Origin of the sequence: Marispirochaeta aestuarii, from assembly GCF_002087085.1 — a bacterium.
In the GTDB taxonomy this organism is placed as follows: Bacteria; Spirochaetota; Spirochaetia; order JC444; family Marispirochaetaceae; genus Marispirochaeta; species Marispirochaeta aestuarii.
The window spans coordinates 177,955-189,763 of the sequence record NZ_MWQY01000004.1 but is presented as its reverse complement, the minus strand read 5'-3'; the positions used below and the strand labels follow the sequence as shown (position 1 = coordinate 189,763).

The following is an 11,809-nucleotide window of genomic DNA, read 5'->3' as shown; positions in this document are numbered from 1 at the left end:
GGACAGGGGTCAGGATTTCTCGTTCAGATTCCGCAGCATCACCTTTATATGGGGACCGTCTTCCGCCCGTTCCAGTTCGAAGGGTTCGCCCTTCGGACCGGGATGGCGGGCCAGGAACGAGTCGATTTTTGTTACATCTTCCCGTTCCAGCTTCAGCGCGAGGGTCTGCCCGTTTGCATCGACGTGCCTGCTGCTGCGGGTCCCGATAATGGCCCCTCCCACGGCTTCCTTCTGCAGAATATAGGCTGTGCTGATGTTGGCGATTCTGCAGCCGTATCTGCCGCTCATCTCCTTCAGTATATTCAGGAGTTCCTGAAAGGCTTCCCATCCGCCGAAATCGTCTATGATTATGCGGTATTTAACCAGGGAGCGGTTGTCCCAGTCCGCCGGGTCCGGCTGTCCCAGCCAGCGGTCCGTCAGGAATCCCCCCGCCAGGGTCCCGTAGCAGAGAAGGGCGATATCCTGCTCTTCACAGTAGGCCTGCATGGCGTTCTCAACCCGCCGGTCCAGGAGTGAGTACTGGGCCTGCATGGTGGAAATGCTGATCCCGGATTCAACGATTTCTCTGGTACGGGGGGTATCGAAATTGGTGAGGGAAACCTGGGAGATTTTCCCCTCTTCCTTAAGCTTCTGCAGTTCATGTAATGCCTCCAGATACCCCGGGATATCGTACTCCCACCAGTGAAACTGAATCATGTCCACCTGTTCCACTCCGAGTTTCCGGAGGCTGCGGTGTACTGCTTCCCGTACGTCCTTCGGCTTCAGCTCCGCGAGAACAGATCTGTCTGGAACATACTTGGTATGAAACTGTATATCCTCCCGCTTTCCCCCGGCGGCCAGATGCTCTTTGAGAAAAACGCCGTAGAACTCCTCCACTCCCGTATAGATGTCGGCACAGTCGAAGGTCGTGAATCCCCGGGAAACCAGCTCATGGAAGGCCTTCAGAACATCCTGCTTTTCGATGGTGCTTTTCAGGGCATGCCCTTCGGAAAGCTGCCATCCTCCGTTGATTATTCTGCTGAAGCTGTAGCCGTTTTTTAAGGTGTAGCGGGTGTTCATGGGGGTACTCCGTTGTTCAGTCTTTTGTTTTCCGGGACAGGGGCTCTATCGTGCATTCGGAATGTCTGAAGATCCGTTTTGCAATCCGGGTAATACGGAAGCGGGCCCCGCAGTTGGGGTCGGGACAGGCGATATCGGTATCTGTGGTCATCCAGTCGGTTTCGGCGGTCTCCCGCTGTTTGGCGGGAATAAGCGGAAGGATGGCCGCCAGGGCGTAGAGGGAGAACTGCGTCTCTTTTGAAAAAACAAGGTTTTCACCAATTACCCGGAAGTTGACACCCTCCTGGTGGGAACAGACAAAATCCTTTTCTCCCCGGACAGTCTCTACCTGGAGATCGTAGAGATAAAACGTATCTTCCTGCTTTTCAGACATAAAAACAGCATCTATTAAGATGGGGGCGGGTGTCAATAATGGATTCGGTTTTTACAGGTAGAAACATCAGGGGGTTTTTTTTCAAAGATACATGACGGTAGTTGAAATAAAATAGAATCTATATATAATAAATACTATATTTAGGAGTTGAAATGACATCTGGAAGATCGCTCAACAGATACCTTTTATTCATTACCCTGGCATATTTCACCCTGGGGTTTGTACACATCGGATTCGCCCTGTCGGGTTTGTTGTGCATGACAATTCCCTTTGTTCTCGTTTTCCGTGACCGGAAGAAAAGCTGGTGTCAGGGCTATTGTCCCCGGGCGCAATTCTTTGATCTGTTCAGGAAAACGGGTGATACCGCTAAAACTCCCGGTTTCCTTTTGGAAAGGAAGACCAGAGACCTCGTTCTGAGTTACTTCTGTATGAACCTCTTTTTTATAGCCGCCTCAACCATGATGGTTGCTGCCGGAAACATGGCGCCCATTGACCGTGTGCGGATTCTCATAATCTTCGAAATACCCTTCGCCATGCCTCAGCTGTTAAGCCAGCCGGTCTTACCGCCGGCACTGCTTCATTTTTCATACCGGATCTATTCCATGATGACCACGTCATTTCTTGTGGGCACCCTGCTTGCTCTTCTGTACCGTCCCCGTACATGGTGCCGGGTATGCCCGGTCAGCACAATGTCAGACCGGGTGCTGAAGAATGTGATTCAAACCAGCCGGGAAGCCTGAAATCCTCCGCTCACAGGGACACCGCAGAGCTGTCGGTATCCGGAACAGATGAAACACACTTTCCGTCAGGCTTAATCCTCAAGATCGTTCTTTATGCGTTGGTACTCTTCCCTGTCGATCTCGCCCCTGGCGTATCGCTTTTTCAGTTCTTCCTCAGCACTTGGTTTCGCCTTCCGGGATTCGTCCTCTCCCCCTTGTTTCGGGTGGCGGCGAAACAGATACACTCCTCCTATAATCAGGGCAGCCAGAAGGAGGAGGGTAAAGACGTCTCCCCCCGGTCCCCAGCCGCCTATTCCGGTGTTCCAGCCCCAGCCGTGCATCACGGCGTGCCCTTTCCGCTCTGCAGCGAGTCGATCATACGCTTAAGTCTGCCGCGGATCTCTTCGGCAACGGGCTGAAGTGCCTCGTTATGGACGGCCTGCATGGAACTGACCGGGTCAACCGCTGCCACCTCGACTGTTCCGGGAGCAGTTTCCTGTACAATAACATTGCAGGGAAGCATTGTTCCGATCTTGTCTTCGGCTACAAGCGCTTTATGGGCAAAGGGCGGATTACAGGCTCCGAGAATGTGGTAGTTGCGGAAATCCACATCCAGCTTTTTTTTCATCGTTTCCTTTACGTCAATATGGGTAAGCACTCCGAATCCCTCGGCCTGCAGGGCTCCAGTGACCCTTTCCAGGCATTGATCGAACGGCTGTTGCAAAGTTATAGACATGTAGTAACTCATTGCTTCTCTCCCCTGCTTCAAAATCATTCCTTTAAGTACATGAATAAAGCTACAAAATTGTACCGGACGAAGCAAATTGCAGCTGAATGAAACGGGGGTACGCTGGTAAAAGCCTGTGAAACAGTATGTTGATGGCATTGATAAATTGCGATAATAGATGATAGAATAAGTCAGGAAAAAGAACATACTTTACTGGAGGTGCGTAATGAAACGAAAACAGGTATCCGCCATGGGGCTGATTCTGCTTGTAATAATTATCGTCACAGGCTGCAGTCGGAAAGTCTCTCCGGAGGCGGCTGAAAAATCGATTGAAGCAGATGCAGTAAGCGCCGCTTCGATTGTTGATACTGCCCAGGGATTCCTCAAGGCGGCAGGAAAAAACGGAACCTGGATAATAGCAATAACCCAGGACATTACGACGGATCAGGAAATTCTGGTGGAAGGGCAGTTTACCCGCAGGGATGAGATCTACCGGAAAATCGCCCTGTATGCACAGGATGAGAACCGAAATGTAACCGCCCGGTATACGCTGACAGCGCCAAAACTCACAGTGCGCAGTGAAAACACCCGGATACAGGGGGGAACCTTTGCAGGAGATGTATATGTGGAGGCGAATAAATTTCACATATATGACGGAAAGGTTGACGGAGATATCTACTTTGCCAGGGACGAATATAAATCCTCCTTCAGTCTACAGGAAGGCGGCGAGGTGACTGGTGCACTGAAAGTGAGGTAAGCATTTTCACCGTTTTTTAATGGTCCCCGTCTATCTTGTATCTGTTCAGTTTGGCTGGCGTCCATCCTGCCCGGCCCTTCTCTCCATAATTTGTCAAATTCTTCTAATTAGGTCATTGATTGTCAGGATAATTTTTCCTATCATTGCAAAACCCTCAACGCTAACGGTTTTTTGGAGAGAGCAGATTGGACAAATTCTTAAGCAGGTTCAAGTATATACTAATCGTCTCACTTGCCCTGGTAATGATCTATATTTTTTCGACTCAGTATAAAAATATCCTCCGGGTAGTAGAAGACAAGTACCGCAGCCAGCAGCAGCTGGTGGAGAAGAATATTCTGCAGACCGTAAGCTATATCGATAATGCCTACAAGATTGCCGAGCAGCAGTTGAATCAGGAAATGAGAGAATACTCGGAACAGATGGTCCTGAAATATACAGAGAACCCCGATGTTATGGACTGGGATTTGGCCGAGCTGCAGAAACGTTTTGTCGGGTATGATATTTATATTGTCGATAAAGATTTAAAGATAATAAAGACCACCTATGAAGAGGACCTCGGCCTCGATTTCTCGAAATTCGGCAGTTTTGCTGCTGTTGTCAGGGAAAGAATGGCCGGGAATGAATTTGAGGTTGACAGGATCGATCTTTCGACCCAGGCAGGAGAAATCAAAAAATACAGCTATATGCCGAGCCCGGACAATCAGTATCTGTTTGAACTCAGTGTGAGTATTGAGGATAAATATCCTTCCTTTCAGAGTCTTAATCTTTTTAAGGATGCGGCGTCCTTAACTGAACAATATGAGATGGTTGAAGACATCGGTTTTTACAGCGTTGAGCCCCTTCATTATGGTGTTGCCAAACTGAGAAACAGCAAACGGCCCTATTTGAACCCGGATGTCCCCGAGTTTGAAGAAGAACTTGCCAGACAGGTGGTTATACAGAACGCCATGCAGCGGGACACCAGAAGCATAGAAGGAATACAGCACAGTTACCGCTTTTTTCCGGCGCTGATCAGCAGTACTGAATCTGAAGATGGCTGGAATTCCTATGTGGTTGGTATTATCTATAATGATCAGGTTGTGCAAAAAGAAATGACGCAGCACTGGAATCTGTTTTTGGCCAATATCATTTTAATGACCGTGCTGTTCGGCAGCTTTATTGCTGTTGTAGTCTATTTGATAAGGAATTTTGAGTATCAGGCCCATCACGATAAATTAACCGGGTTGGCAAACAGGAAATATTTTGAAGAAGAATTCAATAAACTGACAAATAAAGCTGATTCTGCCGGCAGGAATATCGGTCTTGTCTTTATTGATATCGATAAGTTCAAGGAGATAAATGACAATTTCGGGCACGACACCGGCGATGAGGTCCTGAAGAGTATTGCCTTCCGGATTGAAAACAGTCTGAAAGACAAAGACCTGAAAGCCAGAATGGGGGGCGATGAATTCGTGGTGGCCCTGACCGATTTATCTTCAAAGCAGCAAATAATGGAAGTAACAAAAAGACTGATCGCTGAAATTAAGAAGCCATTATTCATTGGGATGAAGGAGATACCAGTAAGCGTCAGTGCCGGAGTCAGTGTGTATCCTGATGAAAGCAGTGAAATTGAAACACTCCTTAAAAATGCCGATTCTGCGATGTATAAGGCAAAGAGAAAGGAACGCAGCATAGAAAAAGGTGATTCCAGTATACTGTGATTATATTTAGATCCATCCCGGGGTCGAAGCTCGTGTACCTTCATTCATCAGAGACACTGAAAGATCAAAATCCTTACAAATAAGGCAAAATCCTCCGCTTGCCCGCGTGTAAACAGGCCGGATACAATCTTATTATCATACGCCTTAATAAATAGGAGGAATATCTGATGAAGAAAGCACTGTTTTTACTGCTTTCACTTTCTCTTGTGGCAACCAGCCTTTTTGCCGCCGGTGGCCAGGAGCAGAAGGAAGAAGGGCCGATTGAACTGGAATTCTGGACTCACGAAGATCCCAATCGGACTGCCATCGAAGAGCGTTACATCCAGGAGTTCGAAGCTGAAAATCCCGGTATCACCGTCAAGCGGGTAACCCATTCTTCGACAAAGATTCAGGAGCTGGTTCTTACGGCTTTTGCCGCGAATCAGGGACCGGATATCTTTAACATGTCCATCGAAGACGAATACGCATATATTGCCAATGGTCGTGTGGCAGCGGTTGATGCCAGGGCTGTGGGCTACAAAAGTATCGATGAACTCAAGAATGCCTATATCCCCAAGGTACTCGATCCGGTTGTAATGGACGGAAAACTCTACGGTCTTCCCCTGGAGCTGACAAACTGGAGCATCTATATAAACAAGCGTGTTTTCCGGGATGCAGGACTCGATCCGGAAACCGACTATCCCAGAACCTGGGAAGAAATGGCGGATATTTCCGAAAAGATTATTATTCGTGACGGGGACATTATCACCCGCCGGGGTTTTGACTTTCGCTATCCCTATTATCTGGTATCCATGGTACCCATGGTCGAGCAGCTCGGCGGAGAGCTTATCAGTAAAGACGGCAAAACCGCCATTGTCGGAGAAGAAGCCTGGATATCCTTTCTCGACTATATGAAGGCCTGGGGCCCCAACGGACGCAACCTCGGCAGTCCTACCTACAAGAATGCGCGGAAGCTCTTCAACTACGATAATAATGATATCGCCATGGCGCTGACGGGATTGTACCAGCAGGGACGGATCAAGGCCGACAACGAAGATTTCTACAACAGCGGTGAGTGGATGGTTGTACCCTTCCCGCAGTTTGAAGACGCTAAGCAGAAGGCAGCTGCCTGCTACTACGGGCACTATTACATGGTAAATGGCCAGACATCAGAACGGCGCCAGCAGGCTGCCTGGAAGTTCATCGGCTACATGCTCAGCCATGGTGAGGAGTACCTTACCACCGTGAACATCATTCAGCCTACAAAAAAGCTGATGGAGTCAGATACCTTCAAGAACATGCCCTATTCCGATGTTTTCCGGGATGATATGGAAAATGGTCATATCGTCTACTACGGAGAAAACAGCGCAAAAATGCAGGAACTCATCAAGCAGGCCGTCGAGTCTGTAATGCTCAGTGGTGTTTCCAGCGAAAAAGCCTATGCGACCCTTAAAGCGGAAGCCCAGGAACTGCTCGACGAAGAGTAGTCTGTTTGCGAACTATGGAGTCCCCGGCTTAATGGGGACTCCGTGTATCTGTCTTACTGCACGCGGAGTTAATGTGTCATGAGCCGACAAAAGAAATCGAGCCTGAAACACCATCAGGACCGCTGGGGAATGCTGTTTGTTCTACCGGCCCTGCTGTTTTTTTCTCTTTTTAATTTTTACCCTATTTTTAATGCGCTTTTTACAAGCCTTTTCAGAAAGAAGGTTCTAAGCCTCAAGCCTCCGATGTTTATCGGCCTGGAGAACTATACGTATCTTTTAACGTCGGCTGATTTCTGGAATTCCATTCGTGCAACAGCTGTGTTTACTCTCGGAACCTTTGTTCCTCTCCTGATAGTAAGCCTGCTTCTTGCGGTATTTATATCCCAGGTAAAACGGGGCCGGAAATTCCTGCAGCTGGCGTACTATAGCCCGGCAGTTCTCTCCTCGGTGGTTGCGGCGGCGATATGGCTCCTTATTTTTGATCCCCGGGGGCTGGCAAACCAGTGGGTCAACGCCATTCTCATGACTCCCGGAGTAGATCATAACTGGTTTTCAAATTCATGCATGGTTCAGTTTGCCACGATGCTGGTGTATTTCTGGAAATATGTCGGCTACTTCATCATTATTTTTATTGCAGGGATCGCATCCATCCCGGTGACTCTGTACGAGGCCGCCCGCATAGACGGATCCGGAAACTGGCAATCCTTCTGGAAAATAACTCTGCCGCTACTCAGGCCGACGGTCGTCCTTGTCTCGATCATGTCCATGCTGCAGTGTCTGAAAACCTTCAGCACCCAGTATCTCTTTACACAGTCAGGGGCTCCCCAGGGCCCGATCAATGTTATTACGATGAATATCTATAACACGGGAATCCGTGATCATCGTATAGGACGCGCCAGTGCCATGAGTATTATCCTCTTCGTTATCATGCTCTTTTTTACCTGGCTTCAGTTCAAAACGACAAAAAGCGATGAGGTGACCTACTGATGAAGCAGAGCATCCCGATTCAAAGGATCATAATCTGGATTTTTCTTCTCGGTGCTCTGGTCTTTATTATGGCACCGATGATCTTCATGATAAGTGCAAGTTTCATGCCGGCATCCGATATCGTCAAGATGCCCTACCGATGGATTCCCAGGGGGATTCATTCCGAGAATTTTGTCAAGGCAGTAGCAGGCAATGACGGCACATATATCTTTATTCGCAATCTGCTCAACAGCCTGATTGTTGCTTCCGTCGTCAGTTTCACAACGGTTCTTATCAGCAGCCTGACAGGATACAGTCTCTCAAAATTCTCCTATCGCGGACGGGACCTTCTGTTTCTGATGATTATGGCGACCATGATGATTCCCTTTGAAGCTATAATGATTCCCCTGTATATGGTGGTAACAAAACTGGGCCTGCAGAACAGTTATCAGGGACTTATTTTACCCTTTTTGGTCAATGCCTTCGGCGTTTTCATGATGCGGCAGTACCTGATTACCTTTCCTGACGAGTTTATCGATGCTGCCCGCGTCGACGGCATGAGCGAGTTTGCCATATACCGTTCCATCATTCTTCCCAATACAGGACCTGCAATTGCAACCCTGGCCATACTCGCCTTCCGATCACAGTGGGATAATCTTCTCTGGCCTTTGCTGGTCGCTCAGACAGAGCAAATGAAAACGATTCCCTTGTATATCGTAAAGTTTACCGCCGAAATGCACACCGATGAGGGTGCGATGATGGCGGTAAACCTGCTTGCAAGCATCCCGATGTTCGTTCTCTTTTTCGCATTGAGCAAGTACTTTGTAAGCGGTGCTGCAGTCTATTCGAGCAGAAAGGGGTAAGTGTCGATGCTGATTATCTTTGATATGGGGAACGTCGTATATCGTTCGGTGGATATTCTTCCGGCCTTCGCCGGGAAAACAGGGATCTCGCTGGAGTATCTTAAGGACGTTCTGCAGGATGATTTTCTCGGTCTCACCACCGGACATATCACCACAGAAGAGTTCTGGGAGCGTTTCAGTCGGGAGCTCGGGGTGAACGGACATGAGGATTATCTTGCCAGTCTGTTTCATCCTGAAGAAGACCCCCAGATGATCTCGTTTCTCCGTCAGTTGCGGCAGGCCGGGCACCGTGTGGTATGCGGAACCAACACCATCGATTCGCATTATAAAATCCATATGGAACGGGGAGATTATGATCATTTCCATGCCGTTTATGCGAGCCATTGTATTCATCTGGCGAAACCTGATCCGGAGTTTTTCCGGTATATCATCAGCCGGGAAAAGGAGCTGAACACCTACTCAGGAAAAGAGCTCTTTATCGATGATCGTGCAGAAAATGTACATGCTGCACGGGAGGTGGGCATTGCCGCTCACTGCTATACGGACCACGAGAATCTCTCAGGGTTCTTTGTCGAGCAGGGGATTCATCTTCAGGCTTGAGCGGTAGCGACTGGGAGAAACCCCGTAGTAGCGTCTGAAGGTCCGGGCAAAATAGCTCTGGTCCTGAAATCCGCAGCTGCGGGCGATTTCTCCCACCCGTAAACGTTGGTCCCGGAGAAGTGCGAGGGAGAGTTTCAGGCGGTAAGAGGTCATCATTTCCACAAAAGTCTGATTGCGAAATTCCTTTATTGTTCGTGAAAGATAACTTTCGCTCAGTTCCAGCTCCTGTGCCGCTTCGGCCAGTGAAATATCCTCCCGGTATCTCCTTCTGATGAAATCTTCAGCGGCGATAACATGGCGCTCACGGCTGTCCCGGCTTTCTTCCGTATCCGGCTGCAACCGGGCAGAGCTGTCCGATTTTTTACCCGCCAGCCTCAACTTTACCCGACGCAGGGCTTCCTCCAGCTCGCTGTCGTCGATCGGCTTCAACAGGAAATCATCGACTCCCAGCCGGAGGGCCGAACGGGCATAATCAAACTGGTCATGCCCGGTAATAATAATGGCGGCACGGGGACTGCACGTCCTGACGATATCGAGACCGCTTCCGCCTGGAAGCCTGATATCCGTCACGATAAGATCGGGACGTCTTTTTTCGTATACTTCAAGGGCCTCCTCAATCGAGGCGACTGCACCGACAAGCTGGAATCCGTGCCGGTCCCAGGGAAAGGTGTCGGCCAGTTCTTTTAACAGATAAATTTCGTCTTCGATAAGAAGTACCGTATTCATGCCTGTTCCCCGGGGAAGAAAAGGTAAACCTCTGTTCCTGTGCCCACTGTACTTGTAATGGAGAAATGTCCTTCCCCCTGATATAACAGCTCCATGCGGCGCTTGACGTTGGATATTCCCACCCTGATACCGTTTTTCATGATTTCATCCAGGCGTTCGGGAGCAATTCCCGGTCCATCGTCCGTAATGCGTACATCCATTCCGATTCCCCGGCGTTGTGCGGTAATGGTAATATGAACCGGGCCGGGAGAAGCCTCCAGGCTGTGAATAACTGCATTTTCAACCAGGGGCTGCAGGATTAAACGCGGCACGAGAAAGGATAGAACTGAATCATCAACATTAAAGCTGACCTGAAGTCTGTCTCCAAAACGATAGTACTGAATGGCAATATAGCTTTGTAAAAGTTCAACGGTGGTGGAAAAGGGTACAAGATCAATACCGTCGCCTGCTGCTGCCCGGAGCATTTTCCCAAGAGCGGTGGTAATATCTACAATTTCAGGAACCTGCCGCAGTTTCGCTATTGATTTAATCGTACCCAGAGTGTTGAAAAGAAAATGGGGGTGGACCTGGGCCTGCAGAGCTTTACGTTCGGCAATGCGTAATGCCAGTGCCTCCTCGCGGGTTCGTTCCAGAAGCTCCTCAAGCCTCCCTACCATCCGGTTATAGCTGATGACGAGATACCCGAGTTCATCATTCCGTCCGGTTTCTGACACCCTGGGAGGTATGCCGTCTGATAGATGTTCCATGGCGGAGGCAAGATCATGGACCGGGCCGCCTATATCCCTGCTGATATAATAGGCAAGCAGTACCACCAGGACTGAGATGCCGATCAGTATCCACGAGCCGAACTTCCAGAGAGCGGACAAGGCAAAACGAAAGCGGTCGGAGGACATACTGCCCAGCAGGATAAGCGAACTCCCCGGAATCTTTTTTACGATCAGCAGCACATTATCCCGGATGATCGCCCTGCCTTCGTTGTATCGGTCCGCCCCCTCTTCCAGAAGATAGCGCAGCTCCTCAAAATGGTCGAAGGTTCCGTCCCTCTCGGCGCGATAAAAATCTACAGCCTGCAGTTGTTCGGTCTCTGCCAGAATCATGCTGTCAAATACTCTCTGTTCCGCTTCGCTGAAAAGTGGTGCTGCAAGAATATCCAGAATCAGGTAGCCGTTTTCCAGTTCCCTGAAGAAAGAGCAGGCGACCCGATCCCCCTTTTCGGATATAAAGGGGTAAAAATAAAGATACGTCCGGTCAGGGTCGGGTCGTTCTTCGGAGAAGATGCCGTCCTGATTGACGTAATTGGAGAGATCATAGTGCGCCGGCAGCTGATGAGTGGAATATGCCGAGCTGCCGTCCGCGGCAATAAGATGTACCGAAACATCATACAGATGACCGGCAATCTCTCCATAGAGTACGCGATACAGGCCCTTCAGCCATGTTGAATCCTTTTTTTCCTTGTCAGCTGTAAAAGCCGAGCTCACCTGGGGACGTTTGGAGAGGGTATACGCGATGTGGCGGTAAAGGTCGAGACGTTGTTCGATTGTCTCCGCTGCTATGGAGATGGCGTCAACACCTCTCTGGCTGTTGGCATTGTTGACGATCCTCAGGCTCGCCGCATAAAACGCAATACCCGCGGCAACCAGAGGAATAATGCTGATAATAAAAAACGATAACAATAAACGCGTAAAATAGGCTCTTCGCTTCATTCCGGCTCCAGGGAGTATCTTACTGTACGCCTTTCCCGGGCCGATTGAAAGAGAAAATTTGCATTTCTTTCTCTTGACGGATGAGCTGCATCAAGTCCGCAGAAACCGGACTCCCCTTAAGAAAATTTCCCCTTATCCCCTTGTGGGCGT

At 49.2% G+C, this 11,809-nt stretch carries 13 protein-coding genes; 7 read left to right on the top strand and 6 right to left on the bottom strand.

Annotated features, from left to right (window positions below):
- Positions 1–9: 9 nt before the first annotated feature.
- The gene (locus B4O97_RS05060; protein WP_083048895.1) at positions 10–1,059 is read right to left on the bottom strand and encodes an aldo/keto reductase; all 1,050 of its coding nucleotides are present in this window, start codon (positions 1,057–1,059) and stop codon (positions 10–12) included.
- Positions 1,060–1,075: 16 nt separating this feature from the next.
- Entirely contained in the window at positions 1,076–1,432 is a 357-nt protein-coding gene (locus B4O97_RS05055; protein WP_083048893.1) for a TIGR04076 family protein, read from the bottom strand.
- Positions 1,433–1,584: 152 nt separating this feature from the next.
- On the opposite strand from B4O97_RS05055, the gene B4O97_RS05050 reads away from it, so the two are divergent.
- On the top strand, positions 1,585–2,172 hold the full coding sequence (locus tag B4O97_RS05050) for a 4Fe-4S binding protein (protein ID WP_083048892.1): 588 nt from the start codon (positions 1,585–1,587) through the stop codon (positions 2,170–2,172).
- 71 nt (positions 2,173–2,243) lie between these two features.
- Here B4O97_RS05050 and B4O97_RS05045 read toward each other — a convergent pair whose 3' ends face one another.
- The gene (locus B4O97_RS05045; protein WP_083048890.1) at positions 2,244–2,492 is read right to left on the bottom strand and encodes an SHOCT domain-containing protein; all 249 of its coding nucleotides are present in this window, start codon (positions 2,490–2,492) and stop codon (positions 2,244–2,246) included.
- The gene (locus tag B4O97_RS05040) at positions 2,492–2,887 is read right to left on the bottom strand and encodes a DUF302 domain-containing protein (protein WP_269844544.1); all 396 of its coding nucleotides are present in this window, start codon (positions 2,885–2,887) and stop codon (positions 2,492–2,494) included. The genes B4O97_RS05045 and B4O97_RS05040 overlap by 1 nt, the downstream gene beginning before the upstream one ends.
- A gap of 217 nt (positions 2,888–3,104) precedes the next feature.
- Here B4O97_RS05040 and B4O97_RS05035 point away from each other — a divergent pair, with 217 nt between their 5' ends.
- From B4O97_RS05035 to B4O97_RS05010, 6 genes are all read left to right on the top strand, one after another.
- Positions 3,105–3,635: a hypothetical protein gene (locus tag B4O97_RS05035; RefSeq protein WP_083048887.1), complete on the top strand. Its 531-nt coding sequence runs from the start codon at positions 3,105–3,107 to the stop codon at positions 3,633–3,635.
- Positions 3,636–4,054: 419 nt separating this feature from the next.
- Positions 4,055–5,335: a GGDEF domain-containing protein gene (locus B4O97_RS05030; protein WP_198947015.1), complete on the top strand. Its 1,281-nt coding sequence runs from the start codon at positions 4,055–4,057 to the stop codon at positions 5,333–5,335.
- A gap of 167 nt (positions 5,336–5,502) precedes the next feature.
- Positions 5,503–6,801 carry an extracellular solute-binding protein gene (locus B4O97_RS05025; RefSeq protein ID WP_083048884.1) on the top strand — a complete coding sequence of 433 codons (1,299 nt, stop codon included), beginning with the start codon at positions 5,503–5,505 and terminating at the stop codon, positions 6,799–6,801.
- Between the two features lie 78 nt (positions 6,802–6,879).
- A complete protein-coding gene (locus B4O97_RS05020) occupies positions 6,880–7,788 on the top strand; it encodes a carbohydrate ABC transporter permease (RefSeq protein WP_083048883.1) in 909 nt (302 codons plus the stop codon).
- Entirely contained in the window at positions 7,788–8,630 is an 843-nt protein-coding gene (locus B4O97_RS05015) for a carbohydrate ABC transporter permease (RefSeq protein ID WP_083048881.1), read from the top strand. Before B4O97_RS05020 ends, B4O97_RS05015 begins: the two co-directional genes overlap by 1 nt.
- A gap of 6 nt (positions 8,631–8,636) precedes the next feature.
- Positions 8,637–9,230: an HAD family hydrolase gene (locus tag B4O97_RS05010; protein WP_083048880.1), complete on the top strand. Its 594-nt coding sequence runs from the start codon at positions 8,637–8,639 to the stop codon at positions 9,228–9,230.
- Here the strand turns inward: B4O97_RS05010 and B4O97_RS05005 are convergent.
- Together B4O97_RS05005 and B4O97_RS05000 are read right to left on the bottom strand one after the other, a co-directional pair.
- A complete protein-coding gene (locus B4O97_RS05005; RefSeq protein WP_083048878.1) occupies positions 9,189–9,956 on the bottom strand; it encodes a response regulator transcription factor in 768 nt (255 codons plus the stop codon). The two genes, B4O97_RS05010 and B4O97_RS05005, sit on opposite strands and share 42 nt — an antisense overlap.
- The gene (locus tag B4O97_RS05000; RefSeq protein WP_083048877.1) at positions 9,953–11,659 is read right to left on the bottom strand and encodes a sensor histidine kinase; all 1,707 of its coding nucleotides are present in this window, start codon (positions 11,657–11,659) and stop codon (positions 9,953–9,955) included. The genes B4O97_RS05005 and B4O97_RS05000 overlap by 4 nt, the downstream gene beginning before the upstream one ends.
- Positions 11,660–11,809 lie beyond the last annotated feature (150 nt).

Bases quoted from the DNA above. Each gene is read 5' to 3' on its own strand.
- B4O97_RS05060 (WP_083048895.1), bottom strand. From the start codon at position 1,059: ATGAACACCCGCTACACCTTAAAAAACGGCTACAGCTTCAGCAGAATA.
- B4O97_RS05055 (WP_083048893.1), bottom strand. From the start codon at position 1,432: ATGTCTGAAAAGCAGGAAGATACGTTTTATCTCTACGATCTCCAGGTA.
- B4O97_RS05050 (WP_083048892.1), top strand. From the start codon at position 1,585: ATGACATCTGGAAGATCGCTCAACAGATACCTTTTATTCATTACCCTG.
- B4O97_RS05045 (WP_083048890.1), bottom strand. From the start codon at position 2,492: ATGCACGGCTGGGGCTGGAACACCGGAATAGGCGGCTGGGGACCGGGG.
- B4O97_RS05040 (WP_269844544.1), bottom strand. From the start codon at position 2,887: ATGTCTATAACTTTGCAACAGCCGTTCGATCAATGCCTGGAAAGGGTC.
- B4O97_RS05035 (WP_083048887.1), top strand. From the start codon at position 3,105: ATGAAACGAAAACAGGTATCCGCCATGGGGCTGATTCTGCTTGTAATA.
- B4O97_RS05030 (WP_198947015.1), top strand. From the start codon at position 4,055: ATGGTCCTGAAATATACAGAGAACCCCGATGTTATGGACTGGGATTTG.
- B4O97_RS05025 (WP_083048884.1), top strand. From the start codon at position 5,503: ATGAAGAAAGCACTGTTTTTACTGCTTTCACTTTCTCTTGTGGCAACC.
- B4O97_RS05020 (WP_083048883.1), top strand. From the start codon at position 6,880: ATGAGCCGACAAAAGAAATCGAGCCTGAAACACCATCAGGACCGCTGG.
- B4O97_RS05015 (WP_083048881.1), top strand. From the start codon at position 7,788: ATGAAGCAGAGCATCCCGATTCAAAGGATCATAATCTGGATTTTTCTT.
- B4O97_RS05010 (WP_083048880.1), top strand. From the start codon at position 8,637: ATGCTGATTATCTTTGATATGGGGAACGTCGTATATCGTTCGGTGGAT.
- B4O97_RS05005 (WP_083048878.1), bottom strand. From the start codon at position 9,956: ATGAATACGGTACTTCTTATCGAAGACGAAATTTATCTGTTAAAAGAA.
- B4O97_RS05000 (WP_083048877.1), bottom strand. From the start codon at position 11,659: ATGAAGCGAAGAGCCTATTTTACGCGTTTATTGTTATCGTTTTTTATT.